This is a genomic window from Enterobacter cloacae complex sp. S2, assembly GCF_015159675.1.
Classification (GTDB): Bacteria; Pseudomonadota; Gammaproteobacteria; order Enterobacterales; family Enterobacteriaceae; genus Enterobacter; species Enterobacter intestinihominis.
Window position 1 is genome coordinate 1 of sequence record NZ_JADDTS010000054.1, and the last position, 24443, is coordinate 24443.

Here is a 24443-nt window from a genome sequence, read left to right on the forward strand (position 1 = left end):
TTCCTGTATTACTTTATTTATTACCGATATTCAGTTGCAGAAATAAAACCCCTTTCGACGAATCAAAATTTATACAACTCTTTTTCTACGCACAATCGATTTTAGGGTCTAGCTGTAGACTCTCTTTTAACAAAAACAAAACAAATTACTTTGGAAATATCTTAACAATAAAGTCCCCGGTCTACTTTTAGACCTAAGTCAAAAATGTTTCAAATTCAACTAATTAACACTCATTAATAGGCAAGTCTATAATTAGACTCGACGAAAATATTCCCTGACCAACTGTTTTTTAAGATAATTCTTTATGTCGATCAAAAAATGATCGCATCAGTGTATGAGGCCTCTTATGAACACCCGTATTGCGCCCGTTTCAGGCAATGAAATAACAACAGTGCTTGGCGCTAAGCCTCTTAAGCACATTGAAAAAATAATCGATAATGTTTTGCCGCATACGGAAAGATGCATCATGGCTAAAGGTGAAGTCATCCATTATTATTCCGGTGATATCCGCCAGTGCTTTTTACTGTTACATGGCAGCGTGGCATTGCATCGTCGAGGTGACGGTATCGTCTTAAATTCCGAATCCGCACCTTTTATACTCGGCGTGAGCAGCCAGTTTTCTTCTGAGCACCTCTACGTCAGAGCGCTGGAAACTTCAGAGGTGGCTAGCGTTACGCTGGAGCGTTTTAATCACGTAGTCGCACAACAGAATTTATGGGAGTCCTTCTCGAACCTGCTGATCTATACCGCATCGCGCGTTTACGAACATTGTGCCCAGATATCGCAGATGTCGGCTTACGACATTATCCGCTTTCAGCTGGTAGAACTGATGCAGGAGCCGGAAGCCATAAGACAAAGCATTACCGCCGCAGCCTATATCAAAAGCCGCACCTATCTTTCACGCAGCGGCATTATGCGGATCCTGGCGGAGTTGCGGACGGGAAAATACATCACTATGGAGCGCGGCGTGCTAATCGAGATCCATCACTTACCCCGCAAGTACTGAGGTTGTTTTTATCTCTGGAGAAGGTGGAAAATAAGAGCGACACTATAGAAAGTACAGTCTCTTTCCAGGTTAACGCTATGTCTTCTGACAAACCATCGCATCGCGGCTCTCCCTATGCCCAGGAACTGATTTCCCACTTACAGCCGCACTGCGCCACGTATAAAACCGATCCCGGTGAGCAACTTGATCTCCAGGTTAACGGGCAGAGTATGTGTTATTTAATTCTCGAGGGCACAATCGCGATATACAGAAGAAGCGACGACATGATGCTTACCACCGCGCGCAGTCCCGCCCTGTTTGGCCTCGCTAACCTGACGGACATATATTTTAACGATTATCTCAAAACGGTGACGCCATGCCTGATCGGCGTGCTAGCAACCGATCGGGCGGCAGAAGTTATCAAAGAGAAGGCGTTATGGGGGCTGCTTTCTAATCATCTGATGTTTGTCTATAACCGCCTTTATCACAACGTCATGCCGAAAGGTGCGCCAACGGCTTACGAGATGATTCGTCAGCAGCTCATGATGCTGATGCAGGAAGATGACAACTACCGACGCAGCGTGACGGCGGAAAGGTACATCCGGGATAAAACCCGGCTTTCCCGCAGCGGCGTAATGCGGATCCTGGCTGACCTGAAAACGGGCGGGTTCATCGAAATGGAAGAAGGCCGGCTCATTAAAATTAACAAACTGCCTGCCAAATACTGAGTTTCAGACACAAAAAAGGCCGCACGGGCGGCCTTTTCTTCACTGCTCAATGGACGTGAACGCCCAACCGCCAGGCAAAGTAGATCTCTTCTTTCAGCTCGTTTGAAGAGAGCGCCAGCAAATCCGTAAATTCCAGCTCAAGTTGTTTCAGCTTTTTCAGGTACTGCGCCGGAGACAGATTGCTTTTATCGCGACGTAAATATTCAATTGCCAGCTGTGTTGGGGTTATTTCAGTATCCATGATGTCCTCGCTTATGTTCAAAACGTGACCAGTATATCACAATCAGGCGGCTAATTTTTGACCAAAAGCAAGACATTCGGAAACTTTACACAACGGCCGTCGTCAGTCTGGATGAACAACACAGGCGATCCTGCTCGTCCAGAATATCAATCTGCCACACCTGATGACGACTTCCGGCGTGCAGTGCGCGGCAAACACCGCGCACGCGCCCGCTGCGAACGGAGCGGATGTGGTTGGCATTGACCTCCAGCCCGACCACCTTCTGCTCCCCTTCCGTACACAGGTAACCTGCGACCGACCCCAGCGTTTCGGCCAGCACGACGGACGCGCCGCCGTGCAGCAGGCCAAACGGTTGATGAGTACGGCTGTCTACTGGCATCGTCGCTTCAAGTTCGGTATCGCCAATGCGCGTAAACTGGATATCCAGCAAACCGACCATGTTTTCCGCACCCATGGCATTTAAGGCCTGCAGAGTGACCGCACGTTTCCAGATCATCCGATAATCTCCAGTAAAGCCTGCAAGGGATGGCGAACGCCGTTACCTTCCACCCGTTTCACCTGGCTGCGGCAGGAGTAGCCCGTCGCCAGACAGCGGTTACGCGGCAGGCGCTGCATTGCCTGGTGCCACGACAGCTCGTAAATGCCGAGCGAGTTAGCGTGGTTTTTGACTTCATGACCGTAGGTTCCGGCCATACCGCAGCAGCCCACGCTGACGCTTTCCAGCTTCGCGCCAAAGCGCGCGAAGATAGAAGCCCATTGGGCAGGCGCCGTCGGCAGCGCGGTCACTTCGGTACAGTGCCCAAACAGGTACCAGGATTCTCCGCTGACCTCCTGAGGGGCCGTTTGCTTCAGCACCGCAGGCAGCCACTCATGCACCAGTAAGACCTGAAAATCACCACGCTTATCGCCGAGCGTCTGCTTATATTCATCCCGGTAACAGAGCACCAGCGCCGGATCGACGCCCACCATTGGCATATCGAGCTGCGCCACGCGATTCAGGAAATCTGAAGTTTTCTGCGCGGTTTTCGCGAAGCGGGTCAGGAAACCTTTAATGTGCTGCGCCTTGCCGTTCGGCGAGAACGGCAGTACCACCGGCTGGTAGCCAATTTTCTCTGCCAGACGGACAAAATCAGCCACCACCTGCGCATCGTAATAGCTGGTAAACGGATCCTGCACCACCAGCACCACCTTCGCTTTCTGCTCAGGGCTTAATGCTTCCAGTTGTTCCAGGGTCATGTTCGCCGAGCGGTGCCCCACCAGCCGACGCTGGAGCGATGGCACCGACAGCAGCGGCAGATCCACCATGCCGATATGTTTTTCAGACAGTTTGCGCACCAGCGGCTGATTGATAAAGAAGTTAAAGGTTTTTGGCGCACGAGCCATTAGCGGCGCGTAACTCTCCACCGTTGCCACCAGATGATCGCGCATCGGGCGCAGATAACGCGTGTGGTACAGCTGGAGGAAGCGGGAACGGAATTCCGGCACGTCAATTTTAATCGGGCACTGGGTTGAACACGCCTTGCACGCCAGGCAGCCGGACATCGCCTCTTTCACCTCATGCGAGAAATCGTATTCGCCTTTATTCGCATGCCAGCTGTTGCGGGTCCGTTCGATGAGCCCGCGCAGGCTGGCGCGTTTTTCCGGCAGCTCCTGTTCCAGCTTGAGCGGGTCAATGCCGCGGTCGGCCAGCAGGCGCAGCCATTCGCGCACCAGCGTCGCACGTCCTTTTGGGGAGTGGATGCGGTTGCTGGTGATTTTCATCGACGGACACATCGGGCTTTTCACATCGAAGTTGAAGCACAGCCCGTTGCCGTTGCACTCCATCGCGCCGCGCCAGGAAGCGCGAACCGCAATCGGAATTTGTCGGTCATAGGTGCCGCGCTTGACGGCGTCTACCTGCAACATCGGCGCATCAACGCCCTCTGGCGGGCAGATTTTACCCGGGTTAAGACGGTTATCAGGATCAAAAGCGGCTTTCACCTTACGCAGCTCGGCGTAGAGTTGTTCACCAAAAAACGCCGGGCTGTACTCGGCGCGGAATCCTTTGCCATGCTCTCCCCATAACAAACCGCCATATTTGGCCGTAAGGGCCACGACCTCGTCGGAGATCTCCTTCATCAGGATCTCCTGCTGCGGATCGCACATGTCCAGCGCCGGGCGCACGTGTAGCACACCCGCGTCAACGTGCCCGAACATGCCATAGCTCAGACCATGGCTGTCGAGCAGCGCACGAAACTCCACAATATAATCCGCCAGATGCTCCGGCGGCACGCAGGTATCTTCCGCAAATGGAATCGGCTTCGCCGCCCCTTTCGCGTTACCGAGCAGCCCCACCGCCTTTTTACGCATCGCGTAGATTCGCTCGATGCCGGAGAGGTCGTTACACAGCTGCCAGCCAATGACGCCGCCTTCCCCCTGTGCAATCAGCTCATCCAGACGCTGGCAGAGCGTGCTCACCTGGCTCTCAATCAGCTCTGCGTCATCGCCGGCGAACTCGACGATGTTCAGACCGAGCATCTCTTTATCCGGCACGTCGGTAATCAGTTCGCTCACCGAATGCCAGACAATATCTTCCCGGGCCAGGTTCAGGACTTTTGAATCAACGGTTTCCACCGACAGCGCCCGCGCCTCCACCATAAACGGGGCATTACGCAGCGCGGAGTCAAAGGAGTTGTATTTGACGTTCACCAGACGGCGCACCTTCGGCAGCGGGGTGATATCCAGACGCGCTTCGGTGATAAAGGCCAGCGTCCCTTCTGACCCGGTCAGTACGCGGGTAAGATCGAACTGGCTCAGATCGTCATTAAAGACATGGCGCAGATCGTAGCCCGTCAGGAAGCGATTGAGCTTCGGGAATTTGTCGAGGATCAGTTCGCGATTTTCGCGGCAGCGCTCCAGCACGGTGCGATAAATCCGTCCGCTGGTGGTGCTCTCTTTTGCCAGCGTTTCAGCCAGTTCGACCGGCAACGGCTGGGTATCGAGAATATCGCCCCCCAGCAGCACCGCCCGCACACCCATGACGTGATCGGAGGTTTTGCCGTAGACCAGCGAGCCCTGCCCTGAGGCATCGGTGTTGATCATCCCGCCAAGGGTTGCGCGGTTACTGGTGGAAAGCTCGGGCGCAAAAAAATAGCCATACGGTTTTAAAAACTGATTCAGCTGATCTTTGATTACCCCCGCTTCCACACGCACCCACCCCTCTTCCGGGTTGATCTCAATGATGCGATTCATATAGCGGGACATATCAACGATGATGCCCTGGTTCAGCGCCTGCCCATTGGTGCCCGTCCCGCCGCCGCGCGGGGTAAAGACCAGGGAGCTGAAACGCTCCTGCGACGCCAGACGGGCGATGAGGGCCACATCGGCGGTAGAGCGCGGGAAAACGACGGCATCGGGAAGAAGCTGGTAAATACTGTTATCGGTTGCCATCGTCAGCCTGTCGGCATAATCGGTGGCGGTATCACCTGTAAAACCCTGTTGCTCCAGTGCCTGCAAAAAATTAAGCACCAGTTGAACGACGCCCGGTGCCTGAGAAATCTGTGGGATCATTGCTGTCGACCCTAATGAGAATAGTGTGAAATCGTTTGCGTTGTGTCTGGAAAGTTTTATCACATTTTTTTCTTATGTGCTTCGTAGAATTACGGGCAAAATCCGCCTGTCAAAAATCGCTGAAATCACTAATGATTAGAGAGATGCGGTTTATATTCCCATCAGCCTTGCTGGTGTTCATTTAAGGAAAGTTTCGTTTATGGTCAATCTTCGTCAGCCCAGGGATGTCGCACAGATACTGCTGTCGGTGCTGTTCTTAGCCATTATGATTATTGCGTGTCTGTGGATTGTTCGTCCTTTCGTGCTCGGATTTGCCTGGGCCGCGACCGTCGTGGTCGCAACCTGGCCTTTACTCTTACGTTTGCAGAAACTGCTGTTTGGTCGCCGCGGCCTTGCCGTGCTGGTGATGACGCTGCTGCTGTTCCTGCTGTTTATTATTCCCATTGCGCTGCTGGTTAACAGCCTGGTTGACAGCAGCGGCCCGGTTATTCGCGCGGTCACCAGCGGTGACATGACGCTGCCGGATCTCGCGTGGCTGAACAGCATTCCTGTTGTGGGCGCAAAACTATACAGCGGCTGGCACAGCCTGCTGGAGATGGGCGGTAGCGCCCTGATGGCCAAAGTGCGCCCGTACATCGGCACAACCACCACCTGGTTTGTCGGGCAGGCTGCACATATTGGTCGCTTCATGATGCACTGTACGTTGATGCTGGTCTTCAGCGCCCTGCTGTACTGGCGCGGCGAGCAGGTTGCGCTGGGGGTACGCCATTTCGCCACCCGACTGGCAGGTAAACGCGGCGATGCGGCCGTGCTGCTGGCAGCCCAGGCCGTTCGCGCGGTGGCGCTCGGCGTGGTGGTCACAGCGCTGGTGCAGGCGGTGCTTGGCGGTATCGGGCTGGCGGTTTCCGGCGTACCTTATGCCACCATTTTCACCGTTGTCATGCTGATGACCTGTCTGGCACAGCTTGGTCCGCTGCTGGTGCTGGTTCCCTGCATTATCTGGCTTTACTGGACGGGGGACACGACCTGGGGCACGGTGCTGCTGGTCTGGAGTTGCGTGGTGGGCACCATGGATAACGTGATTCGTCCTCTCCTCATCCGCATGGGCGCTGATCTGCCGCTGATTCTGATCCTGTCCGGGGTGATCGGGGGGTTGATTGCCTTCGGCATGATTGGCCTGTTTATCGGTCCGGTGCTGCTTGCGGTAACCTGGCGTCTCTTCTCTGCCTGGGTGCATGAAGTGCCGCCACCCGGAACCGATCCGGACCTCATCTTAGGCGAACTTGAAGAGCTGGAAGATAAGAACGCGCAGTAATAACCTTTGCCGGGTGGCGCTAACGCTTACCCGGCCTACACTCTTCGCAGGAATACTTAAACGTTGCTAAACTATTTATTCTCTGCGCACTGGTCAGACCCGCCTTTTCATGCCTAAAACCGTCATTCTCTTCAAGAAATCTTTACCTCCCTTTAACTATTGAGACGAATCCGATCGACTCATAAAGTTGGCATGCCTACTATTAAGACTCGGTTATAAATCAACACCTTGATTTATAAGCATGGAAATCCCCTGAGTGAAACAACGAATTGCTGTGTGTAGTCTTTGCCCATCTCCCACGATGGGCTTTTTTTTATTTAACTTATGCTGAGAGCACAGGATTTTGGCGTGTTTTAAACGAAAAAACCGTTCATTACAGACGAATGAATAGCGATGAAAGAGTTTTACTGTTTAGTTCCATTCGTCATAAGCATATGCCATTTCACTATCTTCTGAATATCTTTCTCGTACCGCTAGCTGTTCCTTTTACTCTGAATTATTAGTAGCCTCTGCCCGTTCATCAGCGCGAGCACGTTCACGTTGTAATGAGCATCACCACGTTTAAGGCGGCTGACCACTCCAGGAGCAGCGCCTGCACCTTTTTCTTCTGTCAATAATAGTTATGTGGGTTATTTTCCCGCCATAAGAAAAAAGATAAACATCAAGGCAAGCACAGTAAATGATATAACAGCCAAACTGGCGTTCCTAAAAACGCCATCATTTAGCTTTATCTTTTATACTTTTTTCAACCTGAGCATGAAGATTCATGCAGTTTATATACCCTTCTCTACGCGCTGCGTTGACTTCCGTAGCGTGTCTTAACTCCATTGCTAACAACTTATCTTCCATGACAGAAAGGCGATAAATCAGGGCGCACACAATCATTAAAAGAATAATGAATAACACCGAAATATCTACAACCACTTAACCTCTCCAGTTACTTATTGAATCCTGAGTTCTGACGCTATGCACTGTAGGTCTTCGTTTTCCCTGCATTGCGTTGTCATGTAGCCGTTGCACAGGGAACTTAAATCAGACAGAGTCCGTATCTTCATTTAAATTTCATCTTTTATAGCTCATCAAACCTATCAGGCTATCTGGCGCAGTCCTGCAACCAGCAGACGGTGAGGAGTAGCTATATCAGTTCCAGGCTCAGAGCAAGGCGGCTAAGACTATTCTTATGCGAACTATTTTTTTAAGTTATTAGTGCTTTGTAAGTTCATTTTCCTCTTTTGATTGCTTGAAAGAGGACTCGCCTTTGTGGCCAGGCGAGTCCTGAATATTAATTTTTACAAATTTCACTCCTACTCAACATCTGCCATTCCCCCTCCAGCACCCGCGTCTCCCCGGTCACCTGCACGTTCACCACCTCGCGAATATCCGCCGAGGACGCGCCAACCTGTAGCTCAAATTCACCTGGCTCGACAATCCGCTTCCCGTCCCGGCGGGTGAAATTAAACATCTCCACCGGCAAGGTAAAGGTCAGGGTGGCGGTTTCTCCCGGTGAAAGCGTAACGCGTTGAAACGCTTTCAGCTCCTGAAGCGGACGAACCTGCGTCGCGACTTTGTCATGCACGTACACCTGTATTACTTCGCTGCCGCTGCGCTCCCCGATGTTGCTGACATCGACGCTTAACACCACCTCTCCGTCGACCGGGACGTGGCTTTCAGCGAGACGCGCCGCACTCCAGTGAAACTGCGTCCAGCCAAGACCGTAACCGAACGGGTAAAGTGCGCCGAAATGGAACGCAAACGGCGTGCCGCCGCTTTTCAGCTTGTGGTTATAGTAGTACGGCATCGCCCCGGCGTTTTTCGGCACGCTGACTACCAGCCTGCCCTGCGGCTCCGCGCGGCCGGTTAAGATATCGGCAATCGCCCAGCCCCCTTCCTGCCCCGGCGCCCAGGCCATCATCAGCGCGGCCACCTTCTCTTCCAGCCCCTGAAGGTTATAAGGACGCCCGCCCGTCATGACGACAATTACCGGCTTGCCGGTTGCCACCAGCTCCTCAAGCAGCTGTTGCTGCACGCCCGGCAGATTCAGCGAATCGGTATCCGATCCTTCCCCCACGGTGCCGCTCTGGAATAGCCCGGCGAGGTCGCCCACGCAGGCCACCACCACGTCACTCTCTTTTGCCGCGCTCACGGCTTCGGGGATCAAATCCGTGCGTTGTGAAACCGGCGATTGCTGCATCGGTTTACCGCCGCTGTCGCCCGGGAACACCGGCGCACCCGCCATCCGTTTTTCGATAATGTGGCACCCTTTGGCGTAACGTATCTGCGATGCACCAAGGTACTGTTCCAGCGCCGCGCGCGGGGTTGTCACCTGCGAGGTCTCTTCAACCATATCGCTGATGATCAGGTGAACCGGGAAGCTGTAGCCGCTCAGCAACGCCAGCGGATCGTCCGCCGTCGGCCCCACTACCGCTACACGGGGTTTTCCGCCGAGGGGCAAAATGCCGTTATTTTCCAGCAGCGTGATCGATTTTGTTGCCACCTCGCGCGCCACCTGCCGGGTCGCCTCATTCTGCAAATCGATACCTTTTTCGTCGGCGTACGGTTTTTCAAACAGCCCGAGACGGAATTTTTCACTTAGCACGCGCGCCACAATCTCATCCACTTTCGCCATTGAGATAAGCCCACGCTCTACCGCTTCCGCCAGATGACGGGCGCAGTCATCCTTCGGCAATTCCACGTCCAGCCCGGCGTTAAACGCCAGCGCCGCCGATTCTGCTGGATCGTGAGAAATCCCGTGGTGCTGGTGCAGCAGGCTGACGCCGCCGTAATCCGCGACAATAATGCCGTCGAAGCCCCACTGATCACGCAGCACGGTGGTGAGCAAGAAATGGTCGCTGTGCCCTGGCTGATTATCGATGTCATGATAGGCTGGCATCACCGAACCAGCGTTGGCCAGCTTCACCGCCATCTCAAACGGTAGCAGGAAGGTATCGTTTAGCTCGCTGAAACCCAGATGGACCGGCGCATGATTGCGCGCCCCTTCGCTGAAGGAGTGCCCCACGTAATGTTTCAGGGTCGCCAGCAGATCGCGCTTATCGCCCTGCAACCCCTTCACGTACGCCGTCGCCATCACCCCTACCAGCCACGGATCTTCCCCAAAGGTCTCTTCCGTCCGTCCCCAGCGCACATCGCGCGAGACATCCAGCACCGGGGCCAGCCCCTGCTGGCACCCGACAGACCGGGCCTCGTTGCCAATCTGCTCCGCCGCGCGCTGCACCAGCGCCGGGTCCCAGGTGGAACCGTAGTTCAGCGACGACGGGAACAGGGTTGCATCTTTGCACAGCAGCCCCACCAGACACTCCTCATGAAACAGCGCCGGAATGCCGAGCCGGGTCTCCTCCATCATCATACGTTGCAGGCTGTTAGCGGCACGCACGCCGGTTTTTGCATCAACAATGTGCGTGCCGAGCGGACGGGTGATCTGCCCGACGCCCAGCTTCAGCCTTTCGCTGAGGGACGCCTGTTCGCTCACGCCAGCGAACTCATCGCTCAAATCGCTGCGTTCGCGGTGGTTGCCGTGTTCATCGAGGATCAGCCAGTACGCGTGCATCTGGGCAAATTTCTCTTCCGGCGTCATACGCGCCAGTAAATCGGCGACACGCTCGTGTACGGGACGTCCCGCGTCCTTGTAGATCGCAGTCATGGTTTACTCCTGTAGTGCGGATTGGGTTACCGGGCTGAGCTGCCCCGCATCGTTTCGAATTTCTCGCTTGCTGGCCAGCTCACGGGCAATGGAATCCACCAGTCGGCTGTTGAGTTTGTAGATAGCAAGGAGCGCCACCATGCAGAGGAACAGCGCGCAGGGGATCAGGGTGAACAGGGCATTGATGGTTGCGAGGACGTGAGGCGCCTGGTTTGCCTGTCCGGGCGCGTAATCCACCATGCCCAGCACCCAACCGACTACCGCCCCACCCAGCGCCAACCCAAACTTGATGGCAAACAGGGCGGTAGAAAAGACCAGCCCGTCCAGACGGCGGCCGCTGCGGTGTTCTTCGTAGTCCACCACATCGGAGAACATGGTCCATTGCAGCGGCGTGGTCAGGTTCTGAATAAAACTAAACACAATATTCAGACCGAATATCAGCCACACCTGCGAAGGAGGAATGAAGAAAATCAACGCGCCAAAAATAACGAAAGAAATAATGGTCCACTGATAGGCACGTACGCGATCAAATTTCCCCAGCAGGCGTTCAGATAATAATGCGCCGCTTAAGGATGCCACCATGCCGGAAACAATAAAGGCAAAGACCAGTTCAGGACGTAACAGAACATAGTTAACGTAATACATGGTCGCAGAGCCACGCGTCACGACGGCGGTTAACAGTAAAATATTAAACAGAAAAACAATTCGCCACTGGCTGTTGGCGGCCAGCAGTTTTAAATCCGTCAGCATCGAGCCGGAGGTGTCATTGCGTGGCGAGTAACGCTCCCGGGTCATAAAGAAGCAGCAGAAGAATAAAATAATACCCAGCAGCCCCATCAGGCTCATGGCATAGAAATAACCTTTTTGCACATTCCCCTGACCTAATAATGAGACCAGCGGCAGCGCGATGACCGTTACAATCAACCCGCCGATAAACGACAGGCCAAAGCGCCAGGATTGCAGCGAGTGGCGCTCGCGCGGGTCGAGCGTCAGCGCGCCGGGCATGGCGCAGTATGGAACGTTAATCGCGGAGTAGATCAGGCTCAGGATGGCATAGGTTACGCAGGCATAGACAATTTTCGCCGTCTGCCCGGCATCCGGTACGTAGAAGGTAATCAGGCAGCTCACGCCAAACGGAATGGCAAACCAGAGCAGCCAGGGACGAAAACGACCGTGGCGGGTCTGAGTGCGGTCCACCAGCGCGCCAATGCACGGATCGACAAACGCATCGATCACGCGCACCACTAAAAACATGGTGCCCATAATGGCCGCCGGCAAACCGAATACGTCCGTATAGAAATACGCGAGAAATAACGTTGCCGTTTGCCAGACCAGCGCGCTGGCCATATCACCGAGGCCATAACCTATTTTATCTTTGGTACGTAATACAGAGGAGATTGTCATTGTTATTTGCCTTTTTATCAGGTTAAAACGTATTTCAACCAGTCGCGCATCATCCCGACGGATGTACGCGGTAAGGCTCAAGTATTAGCAACGCCCTGCCCACTAACAATTGTCTAAATTAACAGATAAATTATGATATTTGGTTTTTTGCTTTATTTGTGATGGTGAGCATATTCGCAGGAAAATAAAAAAGGCGAGGACAGATCTCCTCGCCTTTTTCAGATTATGCAGGTTTTACTTGTTCAGCTCTGCCAGGCTCAGCCAGGTTTGCACCACGGTGTCCGGGTTCAGGGAGAGGCTATCAATCCCCTCATCCATCAGCCAGGCCGCAAAGTCTTCATGGTCAGAAGGACCCTGCCCGCAGATCCCGACATATTTACCCTGTTTCTTCGCCGCACGGATGGCCATGGAGAGCAGCGCTTTCACCGCCTCGTTACGCTCATCAAACAGCTCAGAGACAACGCCGGAGTCGCGGTCCAGGCCGAGCGCCAGCTGCGTCATATCATTCGAACCAATGGAGAAGCCGTCGAAGTGCTCCAGGAACTGCTCGGCCAGCAGGGCGTTGGACGGAATTTCACACATCATGATGATCTTCAGCCCGTTCTCGCCGCGCTTCAGCCCCTGACGCGCCAGCTCATCCACCACCGCTTCCGCCTGATCCACGGTACGGACGAACGGGATCATGATTTCCACGTTGGTCAGCCCCATGTCGTTGCGCACGCGTTTTACCGCTTCGCACTCCAGCGCGAAGCAGTCGCGGAAGCTTTCCGACACGTAGCGTCCGGCGCCGCGGAAGCCCAGCATCGGGTTCTCTTCTTCCGGCTCGTAGCGTTCGCCGCCCACCAGGTTGGCATATTCGTTGGACTTAAAGTCCGACAGACGCACGATCACGCGTTTCGGGTAGAAGGCCGCGCCGAGCGTGGCGATGCCTTCCGTCAGGCGGCCGACATAGAACTCTCTCGGCGAGTCGTAACCCTTCATCATCTCGCGGATTTCGTTTTGCAGCTTCGCGTCCTGGTCGTCAAACTCCAGCAGCGCGCGCGGGTGAACGCCGATCATGCGGTTGATGATGAATTCCAGACGCGCCAGGCCCACGCCTTCGTTCGGCAGGCAGGCGAAGTCAAACGCGCGATCCGGGTTACCGACGTTCATCATGATTTTCAGCGGCAGGTCCGGCATGGTATCCACGCTGGAGCTCTTCACGCTGAAGTCGAGGATATCGGCATACACGTAACCGGTATCGCCTTCGGCACAGGAGACCGTCACGTTCTGGTCGTCCTTCATGCGTTCGGTCGCGTCACCGCAGCCGACCACCGCCGGGATCCCCAGCTCACGGGCGATAATAGCCGCGTGGCAGGTACGGCCACCGCGGTTGGTGACGATAGCAGCCGCTTTCTTCATGATCGGCTCCCAGTCCGGGTCGGTCATGTCGGTCACCAGCACGTCGCCAGGCTGAATGCGATTCATCTCGCTGATGTCGTGGATCACTTTCACCGGACCGGCACCGATGCGGTGGCCGATTGCGCGGCCTTCCGCGACAATTTTGCCCTGCGCGTGCAGGGTGTAGCGCTCCATGACCTGACCGCGCGAACGGACGGTTTCCGGACGCGCCTGCACGATAAACAGCTTGCCGGTGTGTCCGTCTTTGGCCCACTCAATGTCCATCGGACGGCCATAGTGTTTTTCAATCTGCACCGCCTGCTTTGCCAGCTCTTCCACTTCGGCGTCGGTGAGCGAGAAGCGATCCCGCTGCTCCTGCGGCACATCTTCAATGGTGACCTGCTTGCCATGCTCTTGCGTCGGGGCATAGATCATGCGGATTTTTTTCGAGCCCATGGTGCGGCGAACCACTGCCGGACGGTTAGCCGCCAGCGTAGGCTTGTGCACGTAGAATTCGTCAGGGTTCACCGCCCCCTGCACCACCATCTCGCCCAGACCCCACGCGGAGGTGATAAACACCACCTGGTCGAAGCCGGATTCCGTGTCGATAGAGAACATCACGCCGGAAGAGCCCACGTCGGAGCGCACCATGCGCTGTACGCCTGCGGAGAGCGCGACGCCGCGGTGGTCATAGCCCTGATGCACGCGATAGGAGATGGCGCGGTCGTTGAACAGGGAAGCAAACACATGCTTCACCGCCACCAGTACCGCCTCGTAACCCTGGACGTTGAGGAAGGTTTCCTGCTGTCCGGCGAAAGAGGCATCCGGCATATCTTCCGCGGTAGCGGAAGAGCGCACGGCAAAGGAGGCCTGCGCGTCGTCAGCGGAGAGCTGGTTGTAGGCGTCATGGATCGCTTTTTCCAGTTCCGGCTGGAAAGGTGTGTCGATAATCCACTGGCGGATTTGCGCCCCGGCTTTGGCAAGCTCGGTGACATCATCAATATCCGTTTTATCCAGCAGGTCGTAAATGCGCTGGTTTACACCGATCTGGTCTAAAAACAGGTTAAACGCATCGGCGGTTGTGGCAAACCCGTTTGGTACGGAGACACCCATACCGGACAGATTTGTAATCATTTCACCCAGGGAGGCATTTTTGCCCCCAACTCTGTCTACATCATTCATGCCGAGTTGGTTATACCAAAGCACCAGCGGTGACGAGCCATTGTTGGACATCGAAACAATCCTTTTGTGATATTTGATCGGAGTAAGAAACACCTGACTACGTATTTATACTGGCATATTTATTTCCGCTAAAAAAACGGTGAATCGTGTAAGCAATTTAAATTTTCAACTTTTCGGACAGTTTCCCCGCACTCGCTAACCCGATGATTCCTATAGATTCCGGCAAAAACCATAGAAATAACGCCGCTAATCAGAAAATGAAATCCACTTTTCAGGAAAATCAAAAACACCATTTCATTTTAAATTCAGATAAGTTCTTTGCTGTGCAATTAACTTTTTTAATTTATGCTTTCAGGCAATTACGTACGCTATTCAGGGTGGATAAAATGGATAATGCTGTCGATCGCCACGTTTTTTATATTTCTGATGGGACGGCGATTACCGCCGAGGTGCTGGGACACGCGGTGATGTCGCAGTTTCCCGTGTCGATAAACAGCATCACGCTGCCGTTCGTGGAAAACGAGAGCCGGGCCAAAGCGGTCAAGGACCAGATCGACGCCATTTACCAGCAGACCGGTGTTCGTCCGCTGGTGTTCTATTCCATTGTGATCCCTGAGATCCGCAACATCATTCTGCAAAGCGAGGGCTTCTGTCAGGATATCGTGCAGGCGCTGGTTGCACCCTTGCAAAGCGAGCTGAAGCTCGACCCGACGCCGATCGCTCACCGTACCCACGGGCTGAACCCCGGCAACCTGACCAAATACGATGCGCGTATTGCCGCCATTGACTACACTCTGGCGCACGACGACGGGATCTCGCTGCGCAATCTGGACCAGGCGCAGGTCATTTTGCTAGGTGTGTCGCGCTGCGGTAAAACCCCCACCAGCCTTTACCTGGCAATGCAGTTTGGCATTCGCGCCGCTAACTACCCCTTTATTGCCGATGATATGGACAACCTGGTGCTGCCTGCCGCGCTCAAGCCGCTTCAGCATAAGCTATTTGGGCTGACCATCAACCCGGAACGACTGGCGGCGATCCGCGAAGAACGTCGCGAGAACAGCCGCTACGCCTCAATGCGCCAGTGCCGAATGGAAGTCTCCGAAGTCGAAGCGCTGTACCGGAAAAATCAGATCCCCTGGCTGAACAGTACCAACTATTCAGTAGAAGAAATTGCCACCAAGATCCTCGATATCATGGGACTGAATCGCCGCATGTACTAATATGCTAGTACATTAATCCAGTTTCAGTTATTATCATGCCATCCTCGGGGCGACGTGCCCCGAACTTGAAATCAGCAGGGATTGGTTTAAGGTGATGCCCATCACTTCCCGGTAGTCTGCCGATGAAGCAAAAAATTTCTGAGACATTCCATGAACAAAACCGACGAACTGCGCACCGCGCGCATTGATAGCCTGGTCACCCCGGCTGAACTGGCCCGGCTGCACCCCGTTTCCGACGAGGTGGCGGACCATGTGACGGCCTCCCGTCGCCGCATCGAAAAAATTCTCAATGGTGAAGACAAACGTCTTCTGGTAGTAATTGGCCCCTGCTCCATCCACGACCTGGACGCGGCGATGGATTATGCACAACGCCTTCAGACGCTGCGCGGCACGTATCAGGATCGCCTGGAGATCGTGATGCGTACCTACTTTGAAAAACCGCGTACTGTCGTGGGCTGGAAAGGATTGATATCCGATCCCGATCTGAACGGTAGTTACCGGGTGAATCACGGCATTGCGCTGGCGCGTAAGCTGCTGCTACAGGTTAACGAGCTGGGCGTGCCGACCGCTACCGAATTTCTGGATATGGTGACCGGACAGTTTATTGCCGACCTCATTAGCTGGGGCGCGATTGGCGCGCGTACCACCGAAAGCCAGATCCACCGTGAAATGGCGTCGGCGCTCTCTTGCCCGGTGGGCTTCAAAAACGGAACGGACGGCAATACCCGCATCGCCGTTGATGCCATCCGCGCGTCACGCGCCAGCCATATGTTCCTCTCCCCGGATAAAAACGGCCAGATGACCATCTACCAGACCAGCGGCAACCCGTTCGGACATATCATTATGCGTGGCGGTAAAAAACCGAATTACCATGCAGAAGATATTGCCGCCGCCTGCGAAACGCTGGCGGAATTTGACCTGCCGGAGCATCTGGTGGTGGATTTCAGCCACGGCAACTGCCAGAAACAGCACCGCCGCCAGCTGGACGTCTGCGATGAAGTCTGCCAGCAGATCCGCAGCGGCTCGACCGCCATTGCAGGAATTATGGCGGAGAGCTTTATCAAAGAAGGCACGCAGAAGATCGTCGCCGGACAGCAAATGGTGTACGGCCAGTCGATCACCGACCCGTGCCTGAGCTGGGAAGACAGCGAGCTGCTGCTGGAGAAGCTGGCTTCAGCCGTGGACACGCGCTTTTAAAATCCTGCCGGGTGACGCTGCGCTTACCCGGCCTACGGTACGTGCCCTTCTCCCTCTCCCCGTGGGAGAAGGTCGGGGTGAGGGCATCAGACCGCACCTCTCCCCCAAATTTGATCCCGTCACACAATTTTCATAAAAACGCTTGCCGTGAATTTGCAGTTTATTGATAATGATTATCATTGTTACATTGATTGTTATTTATAAACATTATGTCACCGACCGATAACAGCGCGGCAACGCCAGTAAAAACACACACAGCGCCGTCCCCTGCTCCCACCGATCGCCGAATCGACAGCAAAAGCCTGTTGGGTGAGGAGGGACGGGTCATTATCGAGCATGACGGCCAGCACTACCTGCTGCGCCAGACCAATGCCGGAAAACTGATCCTGACTAAATAATCCAGACAACACATTCGCCAGCCACCCAGGTGATCCCCAGGCAGCCAGCGCTTTTCAATTCTTATGGAGAGTTGCTATGCCACACCTGCAATCCGCGTCTTTACGCCCGTCTCTTCTGGCGCTGGCAATTGTCAGCACCCTGCCGGGCGTTGCGTTTGCCGCCACAGACGATATCACCGTTACCGCCACCGGCAATGCCCGCAGCGCCTTCGAAGCCCCCATGATGGTAAGCGTGATTGACGCCACCGCGCCGGAAAACCAGACCGCCAGCTCCGCCGCCGACCTGCTGCGCAAGGTGCCCGGCCTGACGCTGGACGGCACCGGGCGCACCAACGGTCAGGACGTTAACCTGCGCGGTTACGACCGACGTGGCGTGCTGGTGCTGGTGGATGGCGTACGCCAGGGCACCGATACCGGACACCTGAACAGCACGTTCCTCGATCCGGCGCTGATCAAACGTATCGAAGTGGTACGTGGCCCTTCCGCCTTGCTGTACGGCAGCGGCGCGCTGGGCGGCGTAATTTCATATGACACCGTCGACGCCAGCGATCTGCTGGACGCAGGTAAAAATAGCGGCTATCGCGTATTTGCTACCGGTGCAACGGGCGATCACAGCATCGGGATGGGCGCCAGCGCCTATGGCCGCACCGATACCCTGGACGGTGTGGTCTCCTGGTCCAGTCGCGATCGCGGCGACATTCGCCAGAGTGACGGCGCGAGGGCGCCAAACGACGAATCCATCAACAATATGCTGGCGAAAGGCAGCTGGAAAATTGATCCGGCTCAGACGCTGAGCGGCTCCCTGCGCTACTACAACAACGACGCGCAGGAGCCGAAAAACCCGCAGACCACGGATGCCAGCAGCAGTAACCCGATGACCGATCGTTCCACCATTCAGCGCGATGCCCAGCTTGGCTACCGCATTGCGCCAGCCGGAAACGACTGGCTGAACGCCGATGCGAAAATTTACTGGTCCGAAGCGCGGATCAACGCCCAGAACATCGACGCCAGCGGCGAGTTCCGTAAGCAGACCACCAAAGGCGGCAAAGTGGAAAACCGCACCCGCCTGTTCAGCGACTCCTTCGCCTCGCACCTGCTGACCTACGGCGGGGAATACTACCGTCAGGAGCAACACCCTGGCGGCGCGACCACCGGCTTCCCGGACGCTAAAATCGACTTCAGCTCCGGCTGGTTGCAGGATGAGATCACCCTGCGCGACCTGCCGGTAACGCTTCTCGGCGGGACGCGTTACGACAACTACCGCGGCAGCAGCGACGGTTACGACGACGTGGATGCGGATAAATGGTCATCACGCGCCGGGTTAACCGTGAGTCCAACCGACTGGCTGATGCTCTTCGGCTCTTACGCCCAGGCCTTCCGCGCGCCAACGATGGGGGAGATGTATAACGACTCAAAGCACTTCTCTATCGGCAGCTTCTACACTAACTACTGGGTGCCGAACCCGAACCTGCGTCCGGAGACCAACGAAACCCAGGAGTTCGGTTTTGGGCTGCGTTTTGACGATCTGCTACTCGCCAACGACGCGCTGGAGTTCAAAGCCAGCTACTTCGACACCAAAGCAAAAGATTACATCTCTACCACCGTCGATTTTGCGGCGGCCACTACCATGTCCTATAACGTACCAAATGCCAAAATCTGGGGCTGGGACATGATGGCAACCTACGCCACCAGCCTGTTCAACCTCGACGTGGCCTACAACCGCACGCGCGGGAAAGATACCGACACGGGTGAATATATCTCCAGCATCAACCCGGACACCGTCACCAGCAAGCTGGATATCCCGGTGGCGCAAAGCGGCTTCTCCGTGGGCTGGATCGGCACCTTCGTCGAACGTTCAACGCACATCAGCAGCAGCTACAGCGAGCAGCCTGGCTACGCAGTAAATGATTTCTACGTCAGCTATAAAGGCCAGCAGCAGTTCAAAGGCGTCACCACCACCCTCGTGCTGGGGAACGCCTTCGACAAAGCCTACTGGTCACCGCAGGGCATCCCGCAGGATGGCCGCAACGGCAAGATCTTCGTCAGTTATCAATGGTAATTCCCTTCGGGGCAACGATTCAGAAGGATAAGATTATGGGTCACTACACACGCTGGCTTGAGCTTAAAGAAGAACATCCGGGTAAGTACGCCCGTGATATCGCCGGATTAATGCACATCAGCGAAGCAGAGCTGGCATTTGCGCGCGTTGGACACGACGCCTGGCGGCTGCGCGGTGAAATCCGCGAGATTCTGGCAGCGCTGGAGTCCGTGGGGGAAACCAAATGCATCTGCCGTAACGAATACGCCGTTCACGAACAGGTTGGAGCGTTTACTCACCAGCACCTCGGCGGTCATGCCGGGCTGGTGCTGAATCCGCGCGCGCTGGATCTGCGTTTGTTCCTCAACCAGTGGGCGAGCGCGTTTCACATTAGCGAAACGAACTCCCGCGGCGAACGTCAGAGCATTCAGTTCTTCGATCATCAGGGCGACGCTTTACTGAAGGTCTACACCACGGATCACACCGACGTTGCCGCCTGGGGCGACGTCCTGACCCGTTTTATCATTGCCGATAACCCCGCTCTGGCGCTGAAGGCTGTCGAAGCCCCCGCGCATTCCGACGGTGCAGATGCAGGCTCGGTGGAGAAAGAGTGGCGCGCCATGACCGACGTGCATCAATTCTTTAGCTTATTGAAGCGCCATAACCTGAGCCGCCAGCAGGCGTTTCGTCTGGTGAGTGACGATCTGGCCTGTAAGGTGGATAACAGCGCGCTGGCACAACTGCTGGAGAGGGCGCAACAGGACGGAAACGAAATCATGATCTTCGTCGGCAACCGCGGTTGCGTGCAGATCTTCACCGGTGTGGTGGAAAAACTGACGCCCATGAAGGGCTGGCTGAACATCTTCAACCCAACCTTTACCCTGCATCTGCTGGAGGAGACTATCGCGGAGACGTGGGTTACGCGTAAGCCCACGGCAGACGGACACGTTACCAGCCTGGAGCTGTTTGCTGCGGATGGAACTCAGATCGCCCAGCTCTACGGGCAGCGTACCGAAGGCGAGCCGGAGCAGAGCCAGTGGCGCCGCCAGATTGACGCTCTGACGCCAGAAGGGCTGGCCGCATGAAAAACTGGTTTGCCCTGCTCTGCGCCCTGCCGCTGGTCGCCGTCGCCGCGCCGGAGAGAATTGTCGCCCTCGGCGGCGACGTGACGGAGATCGTCTACGCCCTCGGCGCGGAGTCTTCTCTGGTTGCGCGCGACAGTACCAGCCAGTGGCCGCAGGCGACAAAGGCGCTGCCTGACGTGGGGTATCTCCGCCAGCTGAATGCGGAGGGAATTCTGTCTGTACGCCCGACGTTGGTGCTGGCAAGCGACCAGGCGCAACCCTCTCTGGCGCTGAAACAGGTTGAACAGAGCCACGTCCGGGTAGTTACCGTTCCCGGCACGCCTGACCTGCGCACGATTGACGAAAAAGTGCGGGTGATAGCTCAGGCGACGCATCATGAGGTGCAAGGGGAAACCCTGCGCAACTCGCTGCGTCAGGCGCTGGCGGCTCTGCCCTCAACACCGCTCAACAAGCGGGTGCTGTTTATCCTCAGCCACGGCGGAATGACCGCAATGGCGGCCGGGCAACAGACCGGCGCGGATGCGGCAATACGCGCCGCCGGGTTGCAGAACGCCATGCAGGGCTTTACCCGCTATCAGCCGCTCTCCCAGGAGGGGGTAATGGCCAGCCAGCCGGATCTGGTGGTGATTTCGCAGGACGGCCTTAACGCGCTGGGCGGCGAACAAAATCTGTGGAAACTGCCCGGTCTGGCGCAAACGCCAGCGGGGCGAAGCAAGCAGGTGCTGGCTATTGATGACATGGCACTGCTGGGCTTCAGCGTCCGCACGCCGAAAGCCATACAACAGTTGCGTGCCAGAGCGGAGCAACTGCCCTGATGTCCCGGCGCATCACGTTATCGTTATGGCTTCTGGCGGGGTTGCTTACCGTCATGACGTTCATGGCTACCGGTTTTGGGGCGTTACGCCTGCCGGTGAACGTGCTGTGGAGCGGCAGCGATGAGACGCTACGCCAGATCTGGCTCACCATCCGTCTGCCCCGCGTGCTGCTGGCGCTGGTGATTGGCGGGTCGCTGGCGCTCGCCGGCTGCGTCATGCAGGGGCTGTTCCGCAATCCGCTGGCCGACCCGGGCCTGCTCGGGATCAGCAGCGGTGCGGCGCTGGCCGTCGCCCTGTGGGTGGTGCTCCCGCTCTCGCTGCCCGCGCTGGTGATGCTTTATGCTCCGATGCTGGCGGCATTTTTTGGGGCGCTGGCAGCCACAGGCGTGATCTTCCTGCTCAGCAAGCAGCGTGACACCTCTCTGTCACGTCTGTTGCTGGTGGGTATCGCCATCAATGCCCTGTGCGGTGCGGCAGTGGGTGTGCTTTCGTGGGTCAGCAATGACGCCCAGTTGCGTCAGCTTTCACTCTGGGGAATGGGAAGTCTCGGTCAGGCGCAGTGGTCAACGCTGCTCGCCGTGATCTCGCTGATGGTGCCTGCCGCTCTGGCGATCTGGCGTTGTGCCAGCGCGTTAAATTTACTGCAACTGGGTGAAGAGGAAGCGCATTATCTCGGCGTGGACGTTGCCCTTGTACAGCGAATATTACTGTTATGCAGCGCTCTGCTGGTCGCTGCGGCTGTCGCCGTCAGCGGCGTGATTGGCTTTGTCGGACTCGTGGTGCCGCACCTGATGCGCATGTGGCTGGGCGCCGATCACCGGGCAACCCTCCCCGGCACGGTTCTCGCGGGCGCTTTTCTGCTGCTGGTGGCGGATACGGTAGCCCGCACTCTGGTCGCCCCGGCAGAAATGCCGGTCGGGTTGCTCACCAGCATCCTTGGCGCCCCCTGGTTCTTATGGCTCATTTTTCGTCGTGGAGAACAGCATGGCTGAACGTTATACGGCTGAAAATCTGACTTTTACCCGGTCTGGCCGCACGCTGACAGATAACGTTTCGCTGTCACTGTCGCAGGGAGAGCTGGTTACATTGATCGGTCCCAACGGCGCGGGGAAATCCACGCTGCTGCGACTGCTGACCGGCTACCTGAAACCCGACAGCGGCGGCTGTTCGCTGGCGGGGAAAGCGCTGGATGAATGGCACCCGGAGACGCTGTCCCGCTATCGGGCAGTGATGCGTCAGCATACTCAGCCTGGATTTGACTGGCTGGTGGAGGAGATCGTTGGAATGGGGCGTGCGCCCTGGTCGCGTCAACCTGAACCGTCGATTGTGCGTGAGGTGATGCAGCTGACCGGTTGCCTGCCGCTGGCTGGCAGACGTTATCATTCCCTCTCGGGCGGCGAGCAGCAGCGCGTTCAGCTCGCCCGCGCGCTGGCGCAGCTGTGGCGTGAGGGTACGCCGCGCGGCTGGCTGTTTCTCGACGAACCCACTTCAGCGCTGGATCTCTACCACCAGCAGCATCTGCTGCGCCTGTTGAAATCGCTGACCCGTCTGGGTCATCTTCACGCCTGCGTGGTGCTGCACGATCTTAATCTCGCCGCGTTATGGTCGGACCGGATCCTGCTGTTACACAACGGCAGGATTGTTTCTCAGGGCATACCGGAGACGGTATTGCAGGCCGACGCGCTGGCGCGCTGGTACGGTGCGCAGGTGCACGTCGGCAGACATCCGGCGCACGCCGCGCCGCAGGTTTTTCTCGCCCCTTAGCTTGAGCAGCTCACTTCCAGTCGCTTGCCCCAGTCCGGCGGGCGGCTGACATAGTCATCCTCCCGGTCAGCAAACGGCGTGCGCAGGGCGATATGCAGCCGATGCAGCTCGGCATAATCCCCCTGCTCTGCCTGCTCAATAGCCCGCTGCGCCAGCCAGTTGCGCAACACCATCGCCGGGTTAACCGCCTTCATCCGCGCCTGGCGGGTATCGTCATCAATCTGTTCCTGCTGTAAACGCGCCCGGTAAGTGGCAAACCAGTCATCAAACGCCTGTCGATCGATGAACTCGTCACGCAGCGGTGAAGCGGCGCTCTGTTGCGCCGTCTGGCTTAGCATACGGAAGGTTCGGGTATAGTCGCTGCCTTCACGCGCCATGATGGCAAACAGCCCATTCAGCAGCGCGTTATCGCCTTTTTCCTGCGTCATCAGCCCCAGCTTGTTGCGCATTAACACACCATATTCCCGCAGCAAGACCTCCTGATAGGTGTCGAGCGCATCGTTCAGGGCATCGACGTCGATAAACGGCGACAGGCTTTGCGCAAGCCGCTGAAGGTTCCACAGCCCCACCGCAGGCTGGTTGTCGAAACGGTAACGCCCCTGATAGTCCGAATGGTTACAGATGTAACCCGGTTGATAGTCATCAAGGAAGCCGTACGGACCGTAGTCAAACGTCAGCCCTAACAGGGACATGTTGTCGGTATTCATCACCCCGTGGGCAAAGCCGACGGCCTGCCAGCGGGCAATCATTGAGGCGGTGCGCGCGACAATATCACGGAACCAGAGAACATAGCAGTCCGGTTCGTCTTGCAGGTGCGGCCAGTGACGTCGAAGGGCGTAGTCGGCAAGCTGGCGGACTTTATCCGGCTCGCGGCGATAGTAGAAGTGTTCAAAATGACCGAAACGCAGATGGCTTTCCGCCACGCGGATCAGCATCGCCCCCTGCTCTATCGTCTCACGGGCCACCGGCGTGTCGCTGGTGACAATGGACAGCGCGCGTGAGGTGGGGATCCCCAGGGCATGCATCGCCTCGGAAGCCAGACTTTCACGAATGGTTGAACGCAGCACCGCGCGGCCATCCCCCATGCGTGAGTACGGTGTTAACCCTGCCCCTTTCAGGTGCCAGTCGAGCGTTTCGCCATTCGGCAGAACCTGTTCACCCAGCAGGATGCCGCGACCATCGCCGAGCTGTCCCGCCCAGACGCCAAACTGATGTCCGCTGTAGACCTGAGCCAGAGGCTTCATGCCCGGAAGCAGCGTTTCGCCGCCCCAGACACCGGCGCCCTTTTCTGGCTGAAAAAGTGTCGAAGGGATGCCAAGCGAATCCGCTAATGCATCGTTATGCCAGATAAGACGCGCGTTCTGTAAAGGCGTGGGCTTAAGCGCGGTGTAAAAGCCGGGTAATTCATCGTGCCAGTGAGCAGTAAAAGACAGGGTCATAAGTCCTCCTGCTTTAAGTGTAGAGGGTTTCCCTTGACGTAAACA

The 24443-nt window shown here is 56.3% G+C and carries 19 protein-coding genes and 1 other RNA gene; 12 read left to right on the forward strand and 8 right to left on the reverse strand.

The annotated features are described in order from the left end of the window. Positions 1 to 346 precede the first annotated feature (346 nt). Both IPZ49_RS20690 and IPZ49_RS20695 read left to right on the forward strand, forming a co-directional pair. Entirely contained in the window at positions 347 to 1006 is a 660-nt protein-coding gene (locus tag IPZ49_RS20690) for a winged helix-turn-helix transcriptional regulator (protein ID WP_022647860.1), read from the forward strand. Between the two features lie 77 nt (positions 1007 to 1083). Further along, on the forward strand, positions 1084 to 1713 hold the full coding sequence (locus IPZ49_RS20695; protein WP_063146058.1) for a helix-turn-helix domain-containing protein: 630 nt from the start codon (positions 1084 to 1086) through the stop codon (positions 1711 to 1713). A 46-nt stretch (positions 1714 to 1759) separates the two neighbouring features. Here the strand turns inward: IPZ49_RS20695 and IPZ49_RS20700 are convergent, their stop codons facing one another. The 3 genes from IPZ49_RS20700 to IPZ49_RS20710 all read right to left on the reverse strand — a co-directional run bounded on the left by IPZ49_RS20700 (position 1760) and on the right by IPZ49_RS20710 (position 5503). Then, positions 1760 to 1954, reverse strand: coding sequence for a YdiH family protein (locus IPZ49_RS20700; RefSeq protein ID WP_003857766.1), 195 nt, complete (start codon positions 1952 to 1954; stop codon positions 1760 to 1762). Between the two features lie 85 nt (positions 1955 to 2039). Next, a complete protein-coding gene (gene menI, locus IPZ49_RS20705) occupies positions 2040 to 2450 on the reverse strand; it encodes a 1,4-dihydroxy-2-naphthoyl-CoA hydrolase (protein ID WP_022647858.1) in 411 nt (136 codons plus the stop codon). Then, positions 2447 to 5503, reverse strand: a complete 3057-nt coding sequence (locus tag IPZ49_RS20710) for an FAD-binding and (Fe-S)-binding domain-containing protein (RefSeq protein ID WP_063146059.1) — start codon at positions 5501 to 5503, stop codon at positions 2447 to 2449. The genes menI and IPZ49_RS20710 overlap by 4 nt, the downstream gene beginning before the upstream one ends. Before the next feature lie 199 nt (positions 5504 to 5702). Here IPZ49_RS20710 and ydiK point away from each other — a divergent pair, with 199 nt between their 5' ends. Further along, positions 5703 to 6818: an AI-2E family transporter YdiK gene (gene ydiK / locus IPZ49_RS20715; RefSeq protein WP_063146060.1), complete on the forward strand. Its 1116-nt coding sequence runs from the start codon at positions 5703 to 5705 to the stop codon at positions 6816 to 6818. A gap of 209 nt (positions 6819 to 7027) precedes the next feature. Beyond that, positions 7028 to 7135: antisense sRNA RprA (rprA, locus tag IPZ49_RS20720), an RNA gene on the forward strand. Between the two features lie 400 nt (positions 7136 to 7535). Here rprA and IPZ49_RS20725 read toward each other — a convergent pair. From IPZ49_RS20725 to ppsA, 4 genes are all read right to left on the reverse strand, one after another. Continuing rightward, a complete protein-coding gene (locus tag IPZ49_RS20725) occupies positions 7536 to 7742 on the reverse strand; it encodes a hypothetical protein (protein WP_022647855.1) in 207 nt (68 codons plus the stop codon). Positions 7743 to 8100: 358 nt separating this feature from the next. Further along, a complete protein-coding gene (locus tag IPZ49_RS20730) occupies positions 8101 to 10476 on the reverse strand; it encodes a glycoside hydrolase family 3 N-terminal domain-containing protein (RefSeq protein WP_063146061.1) in 2376 nt (791 codons plus the stop codon). Positions 10477 to 10479: 3 nt separating this feature from the next. After that, positions 10480 to 11880 (reverse strand): MFS transporter, encoded by a 1401-nt coding sequence (locus IPZ49_RS20735; RefSeq protein ID WP_022647853.1) that lies wholly within the window; start codon positions 11878 to 11880, stop codon positions 10480 to 10482. Between the two features lie 234 nt (positions 11881 to 12114). Continuing rightward, positions 12115 to 14493, reverse strand: coding sequence for a phosphoenolpyruvate synthase (gene ppsA, locus IPZ49_RS20740; RefSeq protein ID WP_193762868.1), 2379 nt, complete (start codon positions 14491 to 14493; stop codon positions 12115 to 12117). A 335-nt stretch (positions 14494 to 14828) separates the two neighbouring features. Here ppsA and ppsR point away from each other — a divergent pair, with 335 nt between their 5' ends. The 8 genes from ppsR to IPZ49_RS20780 all read left to right on the forward strand — a co-directional run bounded on the left by ppsR (position 14829) and on the right by IPZ49_RS20780 (position 22959). Continuing rightward, complete coding sequence (gene ppsR / locus IPZ49_RS20745) at positions 14829 to 15662, forward strand: posphoenolpyruvate synthetase regulatory kinase/phosphorylase PpsR (protein WP_017384644.1); 834 nt, start codon at positions 14829 to 14831, stop codon at positions 15660 to 15662. 150 nt (positions 15663 to 15812) lie between these two features. Then, a complete protein-coding gene (aroH, locus tag IPZ49_RS20750) occupies positions 15813 to 16859 on the forward strand; it encodes a 3-deoxy-7-phosphoheptulonate synthase AroH (protein ID WP_063146063.1) in 1047 nt (348 codons plus the stop codon). Between the two features lie 209 nt (positions 16860 to 17068). Beyond that, on the forward strand, positions 17069 to 17257 hold the full coding sequence (hemP, locus tag IPZ49_RS20755) for a hemin uptake protein HemP (protein WP_022647850.1): 189 nt from the start codon (positions 17069 to 17071) through the stop codon (positions 17255 to 17257). Positions 17258 to 17333: 76 nt separating this feature from the next. Continuing rightward, positions 17334 to 19316: a TonB-dependent hemoglobin/transferrin/lactoferrin family receptor gene (locus IPZ49_RS20760; protein ID WP_063146064.1), complete on the forward strand. Its 1983-nt coding sequence runs from the start codon at positions 17334 to 17336 to the stop codon at positions 19314 to 19316. Between the two features lie 35 nt (positions 19317 to 19351). Next, the gene (gene chuS / locus IPZ49_RS20765) at positions 19352 to 20380 is read left to right on the forward strand and encodes a hematinate-forming heme oxygenase ChuS (RefSeq protein WP_063146209.1); all 1029 of its coding nucleotides are present in this window, start codon (positions 19352 to 19354) and stop codon (positions 20378 to 20380) included. Next, on the forward strand, positions 20377 to 21195 hold the full coding sequence (locus IPZ49_RS20770; protein WP_045621453.1) for a hemin ABC transporter substrate-binding protein: 819 nt from the start codon (positions 20377 to 20379) through the stop codon (positions 21193 to 21195). The genes chuS and IPZ49_RS20770 overlap by 4 nt, the downstream gene beginning before the upstream one ends. Beyond that, positions 21195 to 22187 (forward strand): iron ABC transporter permease, encoded by a 993-nt coding sequence (locus IPZ49_RS20775; RefSeq protein ID WP_023299913.1) that lies wholly within the window; start codon positions 21195 to 21197, stop codon positions 22185 to 22187. The genes IPZ49_RS20770 and IPZ49_RS20775 overlap by 1 nt, the downstream gene beginning before the upstream one ends. Then, on the forward strand, positions 22180 to 22959 hold the full coding sequence (locus IPZ49_RS20780; RefSeq protein WP_045621450.1) for a heme ABC transporter ATP-binding protein: 780 nt from the start codon (positions 22180 to 22182) through the stop codon (positions 22957 to 22959). Before IPZ49_RS20775 ends, IPZ49_RS20780 begins: the two co-directional genes overlap by 8 nt. Here the strand turns inward: IPZ49_RS20780 and selO are convergent. Beyond that, entirely contained in the window at positions 22956 to 24398 is a 1443-nt protein-coding gene (selO, locus tag IPZ49_RS20785) for a protein adenylyltransferase SelO (RefSeq protein WP_063146065.1), read from the reverse strand. The genes IPZ49_RS20780 and selO overlap by 4 nt on opposite strands. Positions 24399 to 24443 lie beyond the last annotated feature (45 nt).

What these genes read in the sequence shown, in the direction of transcription:
- IPZ49_RS20700 (WP_003857766.1), bottom strand. Translation starts at nt 1,954, where the DNA reads ATGGATACTGAAATAACCCCAACACAGCTGGCAATTGAATATTTACGT.
- ppsR (WP_017384644.1), top strand. Translation starts at nt 14,829, where the DNA reads ATGGATAATGCTGTCGATCGCCACGTTTTTTATATTTCTGATGGGACG.
- IPZ49_RS20760 (WP_063146064.1), top strand. Translation starts at nt 17,334, where the DNA reads ATGCCACACCTGCAATCCGCGTCTTTACGCCCGTCTCTTCTGGCGCTG.
- aroH (WP_063146063.1), top strand. Translation starts at nt 15,813, where the DNA reads ATGAACAAAACCGACGAACTGCGCACCGCGCGCATTGATAGCCTGGTC.
- IPZ49_RS20710 (WP_063146059.1), bottom strand. Translation starts at nt 5,503, where the DNA reads ATGATCCCACAGATTTCTCAGGCACCGGGCGTCGTTCAACTGGTGCTT.
- IPZ49_RS20695 (WP_063146058.1), top strand. Translation starts at nt 1,084, where the DNA reads ATGTCTTCTGACAAACCATCGCATCGCGGCTCTCCCTATGCCCAGGAA.
- hemP (WP_022647850.1), top strand. Translation starts at nt 17,069, where the DNA reads ATGTCACCGACCGATAACAGCGCGGCAACGCCAGTAAAAACACACACA.
- IPZ49_RS20780 (WP_045621450.1), top strand. Translation starts at nt 22,180, where the DNA reads ATGGCTGAACGTTATACGGCTGAAAATCTGACTTTTACCCGGTCTGGC.
- IPZ49_RS20775 (WP_023299913.1), top strand. Translation starts at nt 21,195, where the DNA reads ATGTCCCGGCGCATCACGTTATCGTTATGGCTTCTGGCGGGGTTGCTT.
- selO (WP_063146065.1), bottom strand. Translation starts at nt 24,398, where the DNA reads ATGACCCTGTCTTTTACTGCTCACTGGCACGATGAATTACCCGGCTTT.
- IPZ49_RS20770 (WP_045621453.1), top strand. Translation starts at nt 20,377, where the DNA reads ATGAAAAACTGGTTTGCCCTGCTCTGCGCCCTGCCGCTGGTCGCCGTC.
- ppsA (WP_193762868.1), bottom strand. Translation starts at nt 14,493, where the DNA reads ATGTCCAACAATGGCTCGTCACCGCTGGTGCTTTGGTATAACCAACTC.
- IPZ49_RS20730 (WP_063146061.1), bottom strand. Translation starts at nt 10,476, where the DNA reads ATGACTGCGATCTACAAGGACGCGGGACGTCCCGTACACGAGCGTGTC.
- IPZ49_RS20690 (WP_022647860.1), top strand. Translation starts at nt 347, where the DNA reads ATGAACACCCGTATTGCGCCCGTTTCAGGCAATGAAATAACAACAGTG.
- menI (WP_022647858.1), bottom strand. Translation starts at nt 2,450, where the DNA reads ATGATCTGGAAACGTGCGGTCACTCTGCAGGCCTTAAATGCCATGGGT.
- chuS (WP_063146209.1), top strand. Translation starts at nt 19,352, where the DNA reads ATGGGTCACTACACACGCTGGCTTGAGCTTAAAGAAGAACATCCGGGT.
- IPZ49_RS20735 (WP_022647853.1), bottom strand. Translation starts at nt 11,880, where the DNA reads ATGACAATCTCCTCTGTATTACGTACCAAAGATAAAATAGGTTATGGC.
- ydiK (WP_063146060.1), top strand. Translation starts at nt 5,703, where the DNA reads ATGGTCAATCTTCGTCAGCCCAGGGATGTCGCACAGATACTGCTGTCG.